Annotated in this window: 9 protein-coding genes and 2 pseudogenes; 4 read left to right on the plus strand and 7 right to left on the minus strand. The window is 56.8% G+C overall.

Annotated elements, in window-relative coordinates:
• Positions 1-63: 63 nt before the first annotated feature.
• The 3 genes and pseudogenes from HDF09_RS19785 to HDF09_RS19790 all read right to left on the minus strand — a co-directional run bounded on the left by HDF09_RS19785 (position 64) and on the right by HDF09_RS19790 (position 1,765).
• Positions 64-207 (minus strand): hypothetical protein, encoded by a 144-nt coding sequence (locus HDF09_RS19785; protein WP_183769198.1) that lies wholly within the window; start codon positions 205-207, stop codon positions 64-66.
• A 20-nt stretch (positions 208-227) separates the two neighbouring features.
• A pseudogene (locus HDF09_RS21010) lies at positions 228-469 on the minus strand (IS6 family transposase); the annotation flags it as partial.
• Positions 470-661: 192 nt separating this feature from the next.
• Positions 662-1,765 carry a LacI family DNA-binding transcriptional regulator gene (locus HDF09_RS19790; RefSeq protein ID WP_311720102.1) on the minus strand — a complete coding sequence of 368 codons (1,104 nt, stop codon included), beginning with the start codon at positions 1,763-1,765 and terminating at the stop codon, positions 662-664.
• 199 nt (positions 1,766-1,964) lie between these two features.
• Here HDF09_RS19790 and HDF09_RS19795 point away from each other — a divergent pair, with 199 nt between their 5' ends.
• Together HDF09_RS19795 and HDF09_RS19800 are read left to right on the plus strand one after the other, a co-directional pair.
• Entirely contained in the window at positions 1,965-5,381 is a 3,417-nt protein-coding gene (locus HDF09_RS19795) for a TonB-dependent receptor (protein WP_183769243.1), read from the plus strand.
• A 289-nt stretch (positions 5,382-5,670) separates the two neighbouring features.
• Positions 5,671-9,186, plus strand: coding sequence for an alpha-mannosidase (locus HDF09_RS19800; protein ID WP_183769199.1), 3,516 nt, complete (start codon positions 5,671-5,673; stop codon positions 9,184-9,186).
• A gap of 567 nt (positions 9,187-9,753) precedes the next feature.
• Here HDF09_RS19800 and HDF09_RS19805 read toward each other — a convergent pair.
• Positions 9,754-10,158, minus strand: a pseudogene (locus HDF09_RS19805) (ArdC family protein); the annotation flags it as partial.
• 335 nt (positions 10,159-10,493) lie between these two features.
• Between HDF09_RS19805 and HDF09_RS19810 the strand changes: the two are divergent.
• Both HDF09_RS19810 and HDF09_RS19815 read left to right on the plus strand, forming a co-directional pair.
• Positions 10,494-11,657, plus strand: a complete 1,164-nt coding sequence (locus HDF09_RS19810) for an IS481 family transposase (protein WP_183769200.1) — start codon at positions 10,494-10,496, stop codon at positions 11,655-11,657.
• 236 nt (positions 11,658-11,893) lie between these two features.
• Entirely contained in the window at positions 11,894-14,587 is a 2,694-nt protein-coding gene (locus HDF09_RS19815; RefSeq protein ID WP_260181841.1) for a glycoside hydrolase family 2 TIM barrel-domain containing protein, read from the plus strand.
• Between the two features lie 378 nt (positions 14,588-14,965).
• Here the strand turns inward: HDF09_RS19815 and HDF09_RS19820 are convergent, their stop codons facing one another.
• The 3 genes from HDF09_RS19820 to HDF09_RS19830 all read right to left on the minus strand — a co-directional run bounded on the left by HDF09_RS19820 (position 14,966) and on the right by HDF09_RS19830 (position 18,428).
• Complete coding sequence (locus tag HDF09_RS19820; RefSeq protein ID WP_183769201.1) at positions 14,966-15,907, minus strand: aromatic alcohol reductase; 942 nt, start codon at positions 15,905-15,907, stop codon at positions 14,966-14,968.
• Complete coding sequence (locus tag HDF09_RS19825) at positions 15,894-16,397, minus strand: hypothetical protein (protein ID WP_183769202.1); 504 nt, start codon at positions 16,395-16,397, stop codon at positions 15,894-15,896. The genes HDF09_RS19820 and HDF09_RS19825 overlap by 14 nt, the downstream gene beginning before the upstream one ends.
• Positions 16,398-17,414: 1,017 nt before the next feature.
• Entirely contained in the window at positions 17,415-18,428 is a 1,014-nt protein-coding gene (locus HDF09_RS19830) for a zinc-dependent alcohol dehydrogenase family protein (RefSeq protein ID WP_183769203.1), read from the minus strand.
• Positions 18,429-18,436: the final 8 nt, after the last annotated feature.

Consider the following 18,436-nt stretch of genomic DNA (forward strand, 5'->3'; position numbering starts at 1 on the left):
GGCTCATTGCGGGCCCGTTGCATTATCTTTGTTAGTTGCACTTCGTCCGTTACGCGGTTTACGTCAGGCAGCGATAACGAAGATGTTGAACAGCTTGTTTACGAAGCGCACCTCGTCTTTGACATGCGGCTTACAGGTGAGGCAATGTCCTCGGCGGATCATCCGCATCACCTCGAACCCCTTCATCGTAGCGACGGCCATCTTCATTGTCTGAGAGCCTCGCGCGGGCCACCCACCTTCACATACTTCTCGTGCACTCGCCACGAGGTCGCACGGTACCCCGGGTACCAGCGGACCCGCTTCTCAAGCTCAGGCGCGTAGCGATGAACCCAGCGCATGATCGTGGACGGACCCAAGTCCACGCCGCGTCCTGCATCATCTCCGCCAGATCCCGGTAGCTTATCCCATACTTGCAGTACCAGAGAACACACACCAGGATGATATCCACAGCGAAACGACGCTCGAACATGAACGAGGTTCCTCGACGAACGACTCCAGACTACGACACGCCCGTGATTACAACAGAGCCCCGAGAGGCACGGTGCGCACAGAACATCCTGGAGCGCACGAACTTGCACGCTCTCGCGAGCGTGCCCGGGACACCCGTGCCTTAACTTGACAGATGACTTACAGGGATGTCGGTAACGTCAAACTCGTTTCCCTAGTCAATAAGTGCTAAAGCTATTTGGGCACTCGCCTTCGAAGTTCCGGCGTCTCCCTTTTTGCATCCGCAAGATTCGCGTATGGTGAGGCTGACAGGAAGCACCGTTCTGATGCTTGACGCCTTAAATTCGCCATTGATTCTCTGCAGGAGCAGCCGAGCAGCTATGTTTCCGAGTTGCGCAGCGGGTTGACGGACGGCGGTTACAGGCGGGGTTATCAAGGTGAAGAAGGCGACATCGTCGAAGCCCACGAGCGCGACATCCTTGCCCATTTCGATATCTAATTGCTGGAGTGTTTCAATCACCAAGATTGTTGAGGAGTTGTTGGTTGTGAAGAGCGCGTCAGGACGATTGCGCGATCCGAACAGCTCCGACAAAGCGGATTTCGCGGCGGAAGGACTGGACACTCGCAATTCTTTTGGGCAAGGCAGCTTCGCACGTCGCATCGACTCTTTGTATCCAGCGATGCGCTCTTTGACGGTCAGCAGATGGGAGTTCGCCGCTATACATGTGATCTTCTTGTAACCGTGTTGAATAAGATGTTCTACTGCCAGTCGCGCTCCTCTTCTGTTTTCGACACCAACAGAATCCGTCGTTGCAATCTCGATAGGACGATCGATGGTGACGATCGGCGTCGTTCCTGAAGCTAGCGTTTTGAGATAGCCGTTCCGGCTGTCGGCGGGAACAAGAAGGATACCGTCAACAGGATGATGAGTCATCATCTCCACTTGAGCGGCTTCGATCGTTGGATCCTCGTCGGATGCGGCTAACCATACCAGATAGCCGCTTTCGCGCGCGGTTTCCTGGACGGCGTGACTAACGACGGAAAAGAAGGTATCCGCGATATCGGGAACAATGAGACCAATGGAGCGTGAGAGCTGTCCGGTTAGCACACGGGCAGCGTGATTGGGCCGGTAACTGAGGCGACGAATGGCCGCACGAACCTTCTTCGCTGTCTCCCCCGTGACATAGGGGTGGCCGTTGATCGTGCGGGAGACCGTCATCGGGCTTACTCCGGCCGACCGTGCCACATCCTCAAGTGTTGCCCGTTTCGTGGGAGAAGACTTGCCTGCCGTCCTTTTCATTTGTGAGAGGCCCATCATACAGATTCTAAATTGGTCGATTCACATTTGCGGCAAATTTACACCTTTTTGGTTGACAAGGTAGCAACAAAATATGTAAACAATTGTCCAACATGATAACGCAATCATAAAACAACCTGTATTTGTTTTCTGGGAGGCTTAAGTGAAAGACGATAGGCTCAATATCCGCATCGTAGTGGTTCTCATCGTTTGTTTGTTCATGGCCACGACTTCAATCCTAGCCCAATCTGATACATCCTCCATCAGTGGAACCGTGACTGATGCGTCCGGAGCGCTTGTTCCAAGCGCGCAGATCTCGATTCACAACAATGCGACTCTCGCAGACCGAACGATCACGAGCAATGAAAACGGTGCCTTCACCGTGACGAACCTCGCGCCCGGCGACTACAGTGTTCACGTAAGAAAGCCTGGCTTTCAAACCACTACGCTCAACGACGTGCACCTGGATCCCAGCATCGGACGAAAAATCGATATCGCAATGAAGGTTGGCGACACCACCATCTCGATTACCGTCGAGGCGGGCGCTAACACGGTTCAGACCGAGAGCGGGGCGGTCGGCCAGCTCATCACTCAGCAGCAAGTCAAGGACATTCAGCTCAACGGCCGCAACCCGCTTTATCTCGCGCAGATGGAGCCCGGCGTCGTACGTAGCAACTCGATGGCGGCCTTCGCCTTCGGCCTCGACAACGGCATCAATGTCAATGGTGCGCGCTCACAGGAGAGCGTGATTACGTTCGATGGCGCACCGATGGTGCGCACGCGCTCCAATGGCACAAGCGTCGGCGTAGCCGATGTGGACTCCACCTCGCAGATCCAGGTACTGACGACAAGCTATGCGGCTGAGTATGGCCGCACCTCCGGCGGTCAGATCCGCATGGTGCCCAAGAGCGGAACCTCAGAGTTCCACGGCAGCGCCTTCGAGTACTTCCGCAACAACGCGCTCAACGCCAATACGTGGACCCGCAATAACCAGGGGCTCAAGCGAGCCGCCTTCCGTTACAACCAGTTCGGCTGGAACCTCAACGGCCCGGTCTTCTTCCCCGGCTTCAACAAGAATCACGACAAGCTGTTCTTTCTGGTTGGTCAGGAGTGGGTGAAGTTCAACCACGACGACACCGCGCAGAAAAGTGGCACCGACGCCAGGCCGCTTTCGGTGCCCACCCTGCGCATGCGCCAGGGCGACTTCGGCGAGCTGCTTGGATCGAACATCTTCTACGGCGCCCCGATACAGCTTGTGAACCCGAACACGGGTCAGGCATGTCCTAACAACGATTTCAGCGGTGGAAAATGCGGTATTGCACTCAGCCCCAATGGCCTTGGCCTGCTGAACGCCTACCCCGCCCCCAACCTTACCGGGAACCCCGGTGGCAACTGGAGCGACACGGCGCTCTATACCGAGAGGCAGCGCAAAGATTCGGTTGTGGTCGATTTCGCTCCGGCCGATCGACACCACTTCCGCTTCAGCTTGCTGAACTACAACTACGATGACTACGAGCCCCACTTCGGCAACTTCAACACCAATCCCCGCATCTTCCATCGGCCCAACCAGATCGGCGTTGTGCACTGGACCTGGACCCTGAGCCCCACCTGGGTCAACGATGCCTTCGCCTCTGGCGCGGCCGACCACGTCACCATCGGCATCGATACGTCCTCGGGTCTGTCTGACCGCACGAAGTACGGCATCAATTACCCATATCTCTTCGGCTCAGCCAGCAAGGTTGTGCCTAACAAGATTCCGACCATCCAGATTGCAAACTTCGGCACGCTGGACGGCGGACCGTATCCGTCGCGCTCCGGCGGTATCGTCTACGACGCAGGCGACACCGTCACCAAGGTTTGGGGAAGGCATACGCTCAAGTTCGGCGGCCAGTGGGAGTATGCCGGCGAGAACAACTACGACCAGATCTCGGTCGACAACACCCGGCCCGGAACCACCAACAACCAGAACGGTCTGTTCAGCTTCACCGACGGCCAGGCTATAAACTCGAAGGCTGCCATCGCCAATGTTGCTCTCGGCGTCTTCAATACCTACGGCGAGATCGGAACCCGCTCCTACACGCTATTCCGCGGCAATATGTACAGCATGTTCGGGCAGGATCAGTGGCGCGTGAACTCGAAGCTCGTGCTGGAGTATGGCATCCGCTACGACATCATGCAGTCGTACCACGCGTTGTGGGGCAACCAGGCGTTCTTCAATCCGAGCGTTTACAGTCCTTCACTTGCTCCCACGGTAAGCTCCTCCACCGGCTTCCTCACCGGCGGCGATGCATATAACGGTGTCGTCATCCCCGGCAGTGGTTTCCCCGATTCGGCCAAAGGACACGTGCCAGACGCCATCCTCAGTGGCACCTATTCGCGGCTCTTCCGCGGATTCGACTCCAACTACTCTCCGACCGTTTACTCGAACATCCAGCCGCGCATAGGCTTTGCCTATGAGATATCGCCCGGCACCGTCTTTCGCGCCGGCGCGGGGCGCTACATGCAGCGCCTCGGCATCAGCGACACCGTACATGTTGGCGGCAACGCTCCGTTCCAGCCAGCTTCCACGGTAACCAACGGCAGCGTCGACAATCCCGGCGGTATCGGTGTCAACCAGCTTCCGTTGGCATTTACCTCGCACGCCTACAAGTACCCCAGCCCTGAGGCGTGGGGATGGAACGTGACCGTGGAGCACGAGTTTACCAATGTCGCGGTCTTTACGCTGAGCTACGTTGGCCGCCGCGGCTACCACCTGGAGCAACTTGCCAATATCAACCAGCTCCAGCCTGGGACGCTCGCTCCCGGATCGGCCAATCTCATCAACAAAATCAACGCCGACTCCCTGCGTCCCTATAAGGGCTTCTCGACCATCATTGAGGCACAGAACACTGGCGGCGCGTTCTATCACTCCATGCAGGCCAACCTGAAGCGCCGCCTCACCAAGGGTCTGCTCTTCGGCGCGTCGTATACCTGGTCCAAGAGCCTCGACTATGGTTCGTCGAACGGCACCAATATCGTCGATGCCTATAACAACTCCCGTATGTTCGGTCCCAGCGACTTCGATACGCGTCACGTCCTCGTGATCAATTACGTGTATGACATCGGCATCGCCAACCACATGAGCAATCTCTTCGGCCGCACCCTCCTCGGCAACTGGCAGTTCTCCGGAACCATCCAGGGACAGTCGGGACGTCCGCAGACCGTCTCACAGGGCACCGACTACGCGGGAGTTGGTCCTGGATCTGGCAATCAGTTCTGGGTTGCATCCAGAAATCCCCGATTGCCTCACGTGTTCGCCGGTAATACCAAGGTCGGCCAGTGGTTTGAAGGTGTTGGCTCGGGTGTCTGGTCGTCGGCGGCGCCAGGTACCTACGCTCCTCGCGGTATGCGTGGCCTAATCTACGGCCCTGGCTTCCAGAGCTTCTCTGCCGCGCTGCAGAAGGAGTTCCACATCATCCCCAGCCACGAAAACCATGTTGTGGTCTTCAGGGCGGAGGCATTCAACTACCTCAACCATCCGAACCTCGACAATCCTGATGTAGGCCCGACCAGCAGCACCTTCGGTCAGGTCAACAGCAAGGGCGGTACCTATGCCTCGGAGCGTCAGCTCCAGTTCAGCCTGCGCTACGCTTTTTAGCACTCTTGATACAAGACCGTGTTAGGAGAAAATCAGTTGGTTCCGCTTGTCGACTTCAAAAGACACTGCATAGCCTTCCGCATGCAGTGTCTTTTTTTATCTTTTTCAAAACCACAAACCATATCCGCCCTCTTGCGGGTGAACGGACTCTAATATGCCTAAAATGATGCTCCCCCTGACACCTTCGCCCCTGCGCTTCTCCGGAATCAGATTCATCCATCAGTTTCTTTGGCTCGGCTGCCTTCTGTCGGCTGCCACGGTCTCCCAGCTCGTAGCACACGGACAGACAATGAAGGCCCCCGATATCACCACCACTCCCACCTTATACGTCGTCCCCTATGCGCATCTGGATACGCAGTGGCGGTGGGAGTTTCCACAGACGATTAGTGAGTACCTGCTAAAAACCATGCGGGTGAACTTCGACTACATCGATCGATACCCGCATTATGTCTTCAATTGGACCGGCGCGAATCGATACCGGCTGATGAAGGAGTATTTCCCCGCGGACTACGCGCGAATGCAACAGTACGTTGCAGCGGGCCGCTGGTATCCCGCAGGTTCCTCAGTGGAGGAAGGCGACGTCAATCTTCCCAGTGCGGAGGGTATCTTTCGTCAGATCCTTTACGGCAATGAATATTTTCGTAAGGACTTCGGAAAAGCCAGCGCGGAATATATGCTGCCTGATTGTTTTGGCTTTCCGGCCTCTCTTCCCAGTATCCTCGCGCACTCCGGCGTGAAGGGCTTTTCCACCCAGAAGCTGAATGCGCAATGGCAGCCTGCAGCGAAGGTAGGAGGGCCTGAATCACCCGAGCAAACGCCTGAAGGTATTCCTTTCAATGTCGGGATGTGGCTGGGTCCCGATGGAAAAGGAGTGATTGCGGCACTGAATCCCGGTGGCTATGGCAGCAATGTCTACACGGATATCAGCAAGGAGCCCACGGAGCAGGCGGCTGCCGCAGGGCCGCAGCTAACCAGTGAGGAGAGGGCGAGGCTCACCCCGCAACAGGCGGCCGCGACTGCACGCCAGAGGTCGCTCGAACAGAACTGGGTCAAGCGGATTGATCTCAATGGAAAAATAACGGGCGTCTTTGCCGACTACCACTATGTTGGGACTGGCGATATCGGAGGAGCAACACAAGAATCGACGGTAAAGCTGCTCGAAGCCATTGTTACCAAGAGCGAGACCGTACTGCCGTCGCCGCCAAGGGGCCCTTTCGCAATGGGCGAAGCCCCGACGGCTCAGCCCAGCGGCTCCCCGGTCAGGGTTGGTGAAGGGCCCGTGCACGTTGTGGAATCCGCTGCCGATCAGATCTTCAACGATATAACACCGGCGATGTCCTCGCGTTTGCCGTCATACAAGGGTGATCTCGAACTGATCAATCACTCTGCAGGCTCTCTCACTTCGCAGGCCTATCACAAACGCTGGATCCTCAAAAACGAACTGCTGGCGGATGCCGCAGAAAAGACGTCGGTCGCAGCGGCATGGATGGGCGGCCGGGCATATCCGCAACAGCGCCTCAATGAGGCCTGGATGCTGGAGCTTGCGGGGCATTTTCACGATACCGGAGCCGGTACCGCGACTCCACGGTCGTATGAGTTTGCGTGGAACGACGACGCCATCGTAGGAAAGCAGTTTGCAGGTATTTTGACCGACGCGACCGAGGCGATCGCCTCAGGACTTGACACAGATGTCAGCGGCGTACCGATTGTTATCTTTAATCCCCTGAATATCGCACGAGAAGATATCGTGGAGGCGACCGTTGCCTTGCCTGGAGGCATGCCGAGGGCCGTCCGGGTAAATGATTCGGAAGGAAAGGAAGTCCCTTCGCAAGTTGCAGACGGCAAGATTCTTTTTCTGGCCAGCGCACCGCCTGTCGGCTATGCGGTCTACAGCGTTTCATCCGCACAGGCTTCGAACTCGCATTCAGACCTTAGGGTATCGGGGTCATCTCTTGAGAATGGTCGCTACCGCATCAAGTTGAATGCGGGCGGCGATGTTGCAAGCATCGAAGACAAGTCTCTCAATAAGGAGTTGCTCGCAGCTCCGATCCGACTGGCTATCTCCAATGACAACCCGAAGGTGTATCCGGCGTGGAATATGGACTTTGATCAGGAGCAGGCAGAACCGCGTGCTTATGTTGCTGGCCCAGCCCAAATTCGGATTAAGGAGAATGGGCCTGTTCGTGTTTCCCTGGAAGTAACCCGCGAGAGTGAAGGATCCAAGTTTGTTCAGACGGTAAGTCTTACAGCAGGAGATAGCGGCAATCGGGTGGAGTTTGGCAATGCGATCGACTGGAAGACACTGTCGGCCAATCTGAAAGCAACGTTTCCGCTCAGCGCAACGAATGAGAATGCCACGTACAACTGGGAGATTGGCACCATAGAGCGACCGAACGCTAACGAGCGACAGTTCGAGGTTGCGTCCCATCGCTGGATCGATCTCTCGGATAAGAGCGGTCTCTTCGGAACGACCGTTCTGACCGATTACAAAAATGGATCCGACAAGCGTAGCGACAACACACTCCGGCTGACGCTGATTCGGTCTCCGGGAATACAGCCTCCTGCAAATGGTCGTCCTTCGGGATACAGCGATCAGGCCAATCAAGACTGGGGCCACCACGAGTTTGTGTTTGGACTAGTCGGACACGCTGGCGATTGGCGCAAAGCTCAGACTGACTGGCAGGCTTACCGGCTGAATGATCCACTGATCGCCTTCCAAACGGTGAAGCACAAGGGAGAGCTGGGCAAGAGCTTTTCTCTTCTCCATTTGAACAACTCCCGCATTCGTGTGCTTGCCTTGAAGAAAGCGGAAGCGAGCGATGAGATAATTCTTCGGATGGTTGAGCTTGACGGAAAAAATGCGCCGGACGTGCACGTTTCCTTTGCGGGACCGATTGTTGCCGCACGCGAGGTGAACGCTCAGGAACAACCCGTCGGATCCGCAGATATAGGCAATGGCGAACTCAGAACGTCCTTTACCGCGTATCAACCGAGAACTTTTGCATTACGTCTACACCCGGCACCCACGAAACTAAGCGCGGTAAAGTCGCAACCCGTGTCGCTTCCCTATGATTTAGCTGGAGCAAGCAATGACGACACAAAGACCCAAAATGGGGGATTTGATGGAACGGGAAATGCTATGCCAGCGGAGATGCTGCCCTCCAAAATCACGTATCACGATGTGGGGTTCAATCTTGCGCCTGCCAAGACAGGCCAACCAAATGCCCTCGTTGCCAGAGGGCAGACGATCGAGCTGCCCCAGGGCCACTACACCCGTATTTACATCCTCGCTGCGTCTGCTGATGGTGATCAGAAGGCGTCATTCCAGGTCGATAACGCGAAGGTTGATCTTGATATCCAAGATTGGACCGGCTTTATCGGTCTCTGGGATACGCGCCTCTGGAAGCATACGCCGGAACACGACTGGGCGATCTCGGCGAATCATGCAGTTTGGCCGCCGACGGATTTACAGCAGAGAGAACAGCGCCCTGTTTCCCCGAGATATCCGGAAGACTATCTTGGACTCCAACCAGGGTATATAAAGCCCGCTGATCTTGCATGGTATGCCTCGCATCAACACACTGCCGAAGGGCTTAACGAGCCGTATCGCTATTCCTATCTTTTTGTCTATCCCATTGAGGTGTCTGGCGGCGCAAAAACACTCAAGCTGCCGAACAACGACAAGATTCGTATTCTCGCGATTTCCAGCGTGGACGCCAACCCGGAGCTCGATGCTGCACAATCGCTTTACGATACGCTGAACGGCACCGCACCGCCGAATCCGGCAATGAAAACCGCTCGTTAGGCGCGCGCTCTATTTCAAAAGGGTTTCGGTTGCCGATGCGCATACTTCCGGCAAGTGCCGCCGTCTTCCGGCCCCCTCCTGCGGGCCTTTCCCGCCCGCAACGCAGAACCCTAAACACTCCCCTGCGCTCCGCGCAAAGCGTTGAGAGCCTCAAGGCCATTTCGCTACCCCTCTACGAGAGGTGCCATGATAAGAGAACAAGTACAACCTGAAAGAACCTTGTGCTTTGGTCGGAGCAATTAGTCCGAGCAATTAAGAGTTACGGCTGGTTTCCAGCTTTCAGGCCAAGTGGATTGGCGAATCACTTCCACAGCCCAGGTTCACTGGAGTAAGTAACCAGAAACGCGCATGGCGACGCTGATTGCCTTGGCTGCGCAGCGGCCGATTCCAATCGCTAATCCTACTTTCGTTACCCGTGATGCGTTGTTAGGAGCGTGTGATCGGCAATGGGGTAAAAGTCGGTCGCATAATCTGCACGCCTACTGTTCCTGCAGCGAGCAGAGCGCCACCCCCCCGGTCGTGGAACAATCAAAGGATGGCAGCCAAGGGCATCGTCAACTTAGGGAGAACGCTGGTGAGGCTTGGCATAGAAAACAGATAAGCGTTGCGGAACCCAAGCAACACGCGAGTGTTCTGCTTGGTGATGTCCTTTTCTGCCTCCTCGTCTTTCTTCCGGCGAACGCCGACCATGGGGGCAAGGATGCGAATGCCCTTGGCTCCCGCGTTCACACTGCGGCCTAAGTTCTTCCATGCCCAAAAGCCAGCCACGCGGGTCGCGGTGGGCATCTGCCGCGCAATCTCCAGCACGTTCCCAAAGCTGTAATTGTGAAAGCGGCTCATGGCGGTGAGGTAGTTGGTGAGGGCGTCAGACTTTCCGGCCTCCAACTGCTCAATCAAGAGCTTGATGTTGGCGGCGATCAGTTCCTGTTTGGTGGAGGGCTTCTTGCTGTCGATGGCGTCGTTGTTGCTCATGGTGTCTTCTCCTTGGGTTTGGCTGCTGCACTTTCCGCGTTGAAACGCGGCATGTACATGCCGAACGCCACCTGGCGAAGGCGGGGGTAGCAAGCGTCAAGGGGAGGGGTATCTCCCACCCTTGGAACGGAGCGATAGCGGGAGTGGAAAGGGCGCAGCGCAGCGGAGGTCTGCACAAGCGAAGCGCGGAAGACTGGGGAGACCCCTTGAGGGGCGCGGGGGCGGAGCCCATGAGCGTACTTAGCACTTCCGTTACAAAACAGACCGGAGACATGGTTTACAGCGGAGCGCGACGGCGACAGTTCCGCGGCTTTGGGCACGCACGACGATGTTGTATGCCCTGGAAAGAGAGTCGGATCATGGATCAACGTCTTCAGTTTTTATCGAGTTATCAGAAAGAGGAGATGTCCGTAGCGGACCTGTGCCGTGAGTATGGAATCTCCCGCCCAACGGGCTACCGTTGGATCAACCGCTACCACGAGACGGGGCCAGAAGGACTCGTAGATCGCAGTCGCCGCCCGCATGGTTGCTCCCACGCGACGCTAGAGCCGATCGAGAACGCCATCCTCGTGCTTCGGGCCAAGCATCCATCTTGGGGCGCGCGGAAGCTCAAAGCAAGGCTGGAGATGCTACAGCCAGACATGGTGTGGCCTGCAGCTAGTACATTTGGCAACATCTTGAGCCGTGCGGGCTTAACTAGTCCGCAGAGGAAGAGAAAGCGCACTATGCCATGCTCAGAGCCGTTCTCTCTGGTCACGGGGCCGAATCAGTTGTGGTGCATGGATTTCAAGGGTTACTTCATCACCGGTGACGGCAAGCGCTGCGATCCGTTCACGATCACTGATGCGTACAGCCGTTACTTGATTCGTTGCCAGATTGTCTCGCGAATGGACCTAAGCCAGGTCCGAGCGATTTGTGATGCCGCCATGCGGGAGCATGGGGTTCCAGCACGGATCAGGACGGATAATGGGGCACCTTTTGCGGGCACAGGGCTACTGGGACTGTCGAAGCTCTCACTCGGCTGGATGAAGCTCGGGATCGTACATGAGCGCATTCAAGCAGGCCGACCTCAACAAAACGGTCGTCATGAGCGGATGCATCGCACACTGAAAGAGGACACAACAACACCGCCTGCGGCATCCCTTCGCGCACAGCAAAGACGATTCGATAACTTTCGCTATGTATTCAATAACGAGCGTCCGCACGAAGGCCTGAACAATCAAGTTCCCGCAAGTCTCTACATCCCTAGTTCGATCCGACTGCCACGCAAGTTGCCAGAGTTCAGGTATCCAAAGGGTCTCCTGCTGCGACGAGTCAACAATAGCGGCGACATCAGCTGGCACAAGAACAGGGTCTTCATCAGCGAAGTATTCCGCTTCGAAGAATTGGGTGTCGAGCTTATTACACCAGGACTCTACAGAGTCTTCTTTCGAGATATGGAAATCGGAGAATTCAGCTCCGAAGAGATGCGCTTCAGAGCAGCGCGAAGAGTGCTCTGAGCTGTCGATGAGTGCCGTGGCCTGTTGTCGTCAATCTACACAGGAGCGCCTGGAGGACGCACCGAAAGAAGCATCGTGACCCCGGAAAAGTCGGAGTTTGCACGGCTCTCTCGACCTAATGATTCTCAAAGCCCTTAGCGCCTCAATGTCGGTTCCACACAGCCCGGTGACAGCGATCTATGTGATGCCTATAATCGCGCTGTCTCTTTAACCACGCGATCACATGGAGCCTACCTTTGCGCCGCATTCACTGTTTGCTTATGCTGTGCTTCTTGCCGCTCACCTTGGAAAATCAGGCACAGATGTCTCCAACGAGCGGGACCCACCGTTCGACGGTTGCCGATCCCCGTGTCGAGATGTCACTCCGCGATGGATGGCGCTTCAAATTAGGGCCGGAATCTGCCACGGAGCTACAGGCGGAACCGGACGCAACATGGACGACCGTCAGCGTGCCCCACACCTGGAACCGGGTGGGCTACTACAAGGACGCGCCCGCGTCCCATAGCAACACCGCGCAGAACGTGGTAACGACGCAGGGAGTTGGCTGGTACAAGCTTGTTTTCACGCCGCCGGCGAACGTGTCTGGTATGGAAAGCTTTCTGCAATTTGATGCGGCAAGCCGCATCGCCACGGTGTGGTTGAACGGAACCTTGCTCGGCATGCACCGTGGAGGATTCTCGCGCTTTCGCCTGGACAGCACGGCAGCACTTAAGCCAGGTCACGAGAACACACTCACGGTGAAGGTGGACAACACCAAACCCGCGCTGGGAAGCTCGACTGCCGACGTGTTGCCGCTTACGGGAGACTTCTTTGTTTACGGCGGTTTGTATCGTCTGGTAAACCTCATTTTCACCAGGAAGATGCACATTGATTTGATGGACCATGGCTCCTCCGGCGTCTATGCGAAGACGACGTCCGCTACGCCTGCCTCGGCAAAGGTGCAGGTGCGCGTGCGAGTCCGCAACGACAGTGAGCAGAGTGGTGCCCTTGTGCTCCGAACTCTGCTCGTTGACGCGCAAGGCAAGGTCGCCGCACAACAAGTGCAGTCCGTCACAGTCGGACCAGCGAACGTGGTGGAGAGGACCGCGGACATCGCTGTGCCTCATCCGCATTTCTGGCAAGGTGTGGAGGATCCTTACCTGTATCGCCTGGTGGTGGAACTGTCGAACAAGTCATCCAAACTGGTAGATCGCGTCTCTCTCCCCTTTGGCATCCGGCAGGTTCGCTTCGACGCGCAGAATGGATTGTTCCTCAACGGAAAACACGTCGCCGTACACGGCGTCGGCTATCACCAAGATCGTGAAGGTAAGGGTTGGGCGTCGGAACCGGAGGACGTTGCCGCGGACGAGGCGATGATGCGTGAGATGGGAGTGACCGGCATCCGCTTGACCCACTACCAGCACGGCCAGCCGATTCACGACCTAGCGGACCGCGATGGACTTGTGCTCTGGGATGAGATACCCCTCGTAAGCCAGTGGACACAGGGAGAGAGCTTGCAACCGACGGCGGAGCTTCGTGAGAACGCCCGGCAGCAACTGCAAGAGCTGATTGCGCAGGACTTCAATCATCCTTCGGTGATCACCTGGTCCATCGGCAACGAGATCGATTTTGGAAACAGCATACCCGCCTTTGTCGGGAACAAGACCGGAGCCGTTCCTGATCCCCTGCCCTTGCTCAAAGAGTTGAACCAACTCGCGCACGAGTTGGACCCAGGCAGGCCCACAACATTGGCGACTTGCTGTGAGGGTATACGCTACGCACCCGATACTGTGGTGCCAATCACAGCCTCGGTCACCGACCTTGCCGGTGCGAACCGCTACTTCGGCTGGTACTACGGCAAGCCATCCGACTTAGGTTCTCATCTTGACACCCTACACCGCACGCGGCCGGCACAGCCCACGGCGGTAACCGAATATGGCGCCGGGGGCGCTATCTCACTGCACTCTGACAATGCGCTGGGTGGCCCAGAGTCTCGCAACCGGCCCCAGGCGGAGGAATACGAATCCTACATTCACGAACAGAACTGGTCCACGATGCGCAGCAAGCCGTATCTGTGGGGTACGTTTATCTGGAATTCCTTCGACTTTGGAAGCACCACTCGGAGCGAGGGCAATGCCCAAGACATTAATACCAAGGGCATCGTGACCTTTGACCATAAGTATAGGAAGGACCCGTACTTCTTTTACAAAGCCAACTGGACGACGACGCCAACAGTCCATATCAACTCCAGCCTCTATATCGAGCGAGCCTACCGGATGGCCGAGGTGCGCGTGTACAGCAATGCGCCGATGACCTCGCTGAAGGTAAATGGAAAGCTGGTTGGAGTGCTCGCAAACTGCCCGGACCGCATCTGTGTCTGGAACGGCATCGTTCTCAGCCCTGGCGCGAACAACCTCATTGCAAGTGGCTCCTTCCCTAAGGGAGATGTAGACGATAAAGTTCAGTGGCGTCTTTCCGACGCCGCCGCGAAGGAAACCTATATCGATTGCGGCGCGCTGGTTGCTGGCGCAAGTCCGGAAAAGCACTTTGGATCGGACACCTTCTTCGAGGGGGGAACGGCGCAAGTTATCACCGGTCCCGGAGGTGGGTTCAGAGCTCCGGCGCCGGCGTCAATTGCCGGGACCCGCAGCCCAGAGGTCGCTGCCACATACCGCACCGGAACTTTCACCTATCGTGTTCCGGTGGATGACGGCCCGCATAGCGTAGTCCTCACGTTTGTTGAGCCGTCTCTTCATCCCGGAGATCGCATTTTCGACGTTTTCGCGAACGGACAGAAAGTTCTGACCAATCTGGATGTGGCAGCAGCCGCGGGAGGTGCGCTGACCGCGTATCAACAGCATTTCGTAGTAAATGCCAGGGATGGCATGGTCACTCTTGAGTTCAGACCGACCAAAGGAGACGCGATCGTTTCCGCGATAGAGGTGCAATAACGTCGCGCATAGGTTCCCTTACAATTCGCGTCGATAAGCCTGTCCCCCTTTTCCGCACGGCTATCTGCGTCTCGTTGATCAGTCGATTTCGGTTAGCTCTGCGGCTCCCTGCGGCCCGATCTCTCGTATTCATCTGGACTCGCTCCTTGAAAACGGGCTTTAGTGCGGCTATCCTCCACAGTCCTCGATGACGGCATAATCGCCAATGCAATCACTGACAATTGATCACGATAGGCTTTTCGTGGCGGGTCCGGCGATTTGCGCTGGGTGGCTTAGGGTGAGACTGGCCGACGCTTCATCAGCGCTGGCGCAGAGGGGCGGCATCGATGTACAGCAGATTGTGCCACCACACGGGTATAGGGTAGGCAGCCTATACGCTTACCCGCTACGACCTAGCGCAAGATTGGCGTCGATCCACGCACCCACATCGGTGACAGGAATGCCACTGCGCTGGTTGAACGTCCAGTCCTTGCTCCAGGCCACTCCGCGCCCCAGCGCAAACGCGGCGCGATACTTCCGCATCATATCCTGCGGGTCGCGTGCTAGCTCTTCCATCAGAAATGGCACGGTCCACTCCGAACGGCTGAACGGGCGATGCAGAGCCGCTTCTAGCTTGTCAGCAACCTCTCCGTAGGTCACGGTGTCGCCGGCCAGATATACAATCTCGTTTCGGATGGTGGGTTCGGCGAACACGATCTCGGCGGTCAGAGCTCCGATATCATCAGGAGTCGTCAGTGTGACAGCGGTGTCGAGTGTGCCCAGCGCATGAACTTCGCTTCTTTCGAGGTCGACCACGCCGAATTCCGGCTCGAATAGATAACTCATGAACATGCCGGTCGAGATGATGACCCACTCGGTAGCGGTCTGGGCACGCAGCAGCTCACGCACGTCCAACTGTGCGTCGAAGATGTCCTGCGGTCCGCCGCGCCCGATCACATCGAAATCGACACCGAACTGCCATGGGAAATAACGGGGAATGCCCGACTGCAGTGCGGCCTTCGCCAGCTTCATGGGCGTGTCGATCCCAGCGGCATAGCCAGCGCAACCGATCACAGTGTCATACTGTGCAAACACCGATGCGAGCTCTTCGATCGAGCTTTTCACCAGATCGCCTATGACGATCTCGATTCCCAGGCTGCGGATTTCGGCGATATCGCGTTGCTTGGCCGGCGCATCGGATTCCACCGCACTGCTGCGCAGCAGTACGCTGATCTTGACCCCTTTCACGTTCTTTGCGCGGCGCGCCAGGTTGCGCAGGACCGGGAGACCGAGTTCTCCGGCTCCCAGTACGAGAATATTGCGAGACTTAACGGCCGACATTTTCACCCTCAGGCTCAGCGACTCTGCCGAACCGCTGAACACTGAACGCTATAGGAAGCCCAACGAGGATCATGTGAGCGGCCAGCCCGTGAGCTAATTCGTGGTACTGATAAGGTCCCCTCGCGTGCATGGCCGAAAGCGGAAGAACAATCATTCTCATAACAACATCTATCGCTACGCCAAAGAACAAGCCGCAGATCAGCCAGTGTTCGAGCAGAAAATGCAACCTGCGACTCACTGCGAAGTAGATAGCCGCCGCGGAAAACACAATCAGGTAATGCAGCAGCACTCCCAGGATGTAGATCGGCGCGCCGCCGCGGGAAGCATTTTGCATCCCCAACAAGCCTGCAGCGATCACGAGAGGAGACTTAGCTCCGAACACAATCAGGGTTTCCGCTAGATCCAATGTCCCGGCGATTAGACCGGCTGTTGCGATCGCGAGACCAGCGCTACGTATCTCCGAGGTCTTGCGCGAATAAGCACTTGCCATGCAATAACTCCTTCAATGAATTCCGGAACAGCCTCGGAAGGCTGTCAAACCTTGAGTGACGGAAGAGACCGTTCTACCACAAACCTGATGTCGCTTCCCCTCGGCGAGAAAGTCGCGCGTGGCGAATCCCTCGATCATAGTGAAAGGCCTGCTGGAGTTGCAAAGAAGGCAACGGGCGTGGCCTGGCGAATACCAGGGTGCCTCGAAAAGCTCTACGGAGATCGAGGGGACGTTTGAGTCTCCTCGATTCAAGACCATCGGTTTCTAGTCTCGATCCAATTTCCCCTGACCACGGCATCTTCTCTGGTTTTCCAAGGGACCGGGCGATGAACATTCGTGTTCTCGTTGTCGATGAAATCGAGACTTTCGCCTCGACGCTGCATCGTGCTGAGCCCCTACGATTCGTAGAATCATCTAGTGGCGAAGAACGGCGGGCTGCACAGTTGCTCTAGTTAGCCGTTCATCCAGCATTTCCGAGTGAATAGCAGGCCATGGAAATGACAGAGAGTGGAAAGCATGGAAAGCCCTGAAGCCGGCTTCCCACCCTTCCCACACTCTTTGGAAATCCCTTCAGGATTCCCACATTCCCACGGCCTCGACTCCTAGATATAGGTCTTCTCGAACTATCGAACTCGAGCCTTCGCCTCCGCAAGGGGCTTGTAACGGATGTCTCAGGTCCACAACGTAACGCCTGTCCCGGTACACTCACCCACTAGGAAGGCTTGGTTTCCTTTTGCGCGTGCGTCTGCACGCAAGATCTATTGGGGAGGGCGTTGCGGAAAGGAACGAGGCTGTTACGAAACTCGCAGCACCCACTCCGAACCTTCGAACTGTCCACTTCCGAGAAGCATGGAGGTCGACTCAGGACGGCGAATTGCACCGACCCCATGCCCTTGATCGAGAGCAGCCCTGGCTATGGCAGACCCGATGTAGCCGCTTGCGCCGCTATTAGTATTCTCACATTCAGCCTCGCCGGAATGAGTTCTATTTCGTAATGTTATTAGCGTCGCCAGAGGCCTAGCCCCCAGCGACATTGATGACCAGCTTTCCAAAATGACGTTGCTCGGCCATATGCGCGAACGCTTGAAGAGCCTCGTCGAATGTAAATTCGCGATCCACCACCGGGGTGAGTCTTTGCTCCTCAATGAACCGATTCATGTCTTCGAAATGTTGGCGTGAACCGGTTTGGATGCCCACGATATTCGCGTTAAGACGGGAAAGCGGCAAAAGGTTCGGTCGAAGGTGGAAGCCCGTGAGCACGCCGATCTGCGCGATGGTGCCGTTGGGCGCCAGGCTCTGCAGGGACCGTTCATAGGTGTCCTGACCGCCGACCTCCAAAATGTGTGTAGCGCCCTCGCCCTTGGTAATTTCTTGGACCGCCAAGTGCCAGTCCGGCGTATCGCGATAATTGATGAGGTCGGACGCGCCAAGCTTATGAGCGCGTTCGAGCTTGTCGTCGGAAGATGACAAGACGATGCAGCGAACGCCGGCGGCGTGTGCGAATTGCAGTGCAAACAGCGCGACGCCACCTGTCCCCTGGATGAGGACCCTGTCGTCGGGCTCGAGCGGGGCACGAACGAAGAGCGCATGCCAGGCCGTCACGCCGGCGCAAGGGAGAGCCGCGACCTCCACGTCCGATAGGAATGCAGGCGATGCGACAAGCGCTCGTTCCGGCACGATCACGTATTCGGACAACACGCCGTCAGCGCCTTCGCCGCCGAATGCGGAGGGTGCGTAGCTGGACCGGAACCGGCCTGAGATCCAATCCGGAAAGAATATCGTTGCGACTCGTTCCCCAACTTGGAAACGCATCGCTCCGTCCCCAACCGCGTCGACCGTGCCACTTGCGTCGGACAATGGGATGCGATTGTCGATCCCGACGTCGCCGAACCGCGAGATCATGAAAACGTCACGGTAGTTGAGGCTCGCGGCCGCTACGCGCACCCTGACCTGTCCAGGTCCCGGCTCCGGAAGTTCGGCCTCGGCCATAACAAGCTTACGTTCGGCCGCGCTGAATTTGTAGTAACGCATTGTGTCAC

This window comes from Edaphobacter lichenicola, from assembly GCF_014201315.1.
GTDB classification, from domain to species: Bacteria; Acidobacteriota; Terriglobia; order Terriglobales; family Acidobacteriaceae; genus Edaphobacter; species Edaphobacter lichenicola_B.

Coding starts and splice junctions, on each gene's coding strand:
- HDF09_RS19830 (WP_183769203.1), bottom strand. CDS start 18,428: ATGCGTTACTACAAATTCAGCGCGGCCGAACGTAAGCTTGTTATGGCC.
- HDF09_RS19820 (WP_183769201.1), bottom strand. CDS start 15,907: ATGTCGGCCGTTAAGTCTCGCAATATTCTCGTACTGGGAGCCGGAGAA.
- HDF09_RS19790 (WP_311720102.1), bottom strand. CDS start 1,765: ATGATGGGCCTCTCACAAATGAAAAGGACGGCAGGCAAGTCTTCTCCC.
- HDF09_RS19800 (WP_183769199.1), top strand. CDS start 5,671: ATGAAGGCCCCCGATATCACCACCACTCCCACCTTATACGTCGTCCCC.
- HDF09_RS19810 (WP_183769200.1), top strand. CDS start 10,494: ATGCCCTGGAAAGAGAGTCGGATCATGGATCAACGTCTTCAGTTTTTA.
- HDF09_RS19785 (WP_183769198.1), bottom strand. CDS start 207: ATGAAGATGGCCGTCGCTACGATGAAGGGGTTCGAGGTGATGCGGATG.
- HDF09_RS19825 (WP_183769202.1), bottom strand. CDS start 16,397: ATGGCAAGTGCTTATTCGCGCAAGACCTCGGAGATACGTAGCGCTGGT.
- HDF09_RS19795 (WP_183769243.1), top strand. CDS start 1,965: ATGGCCACGACTTCAATCCTAGCCCAATCTGATACATCCTCCATCAGT.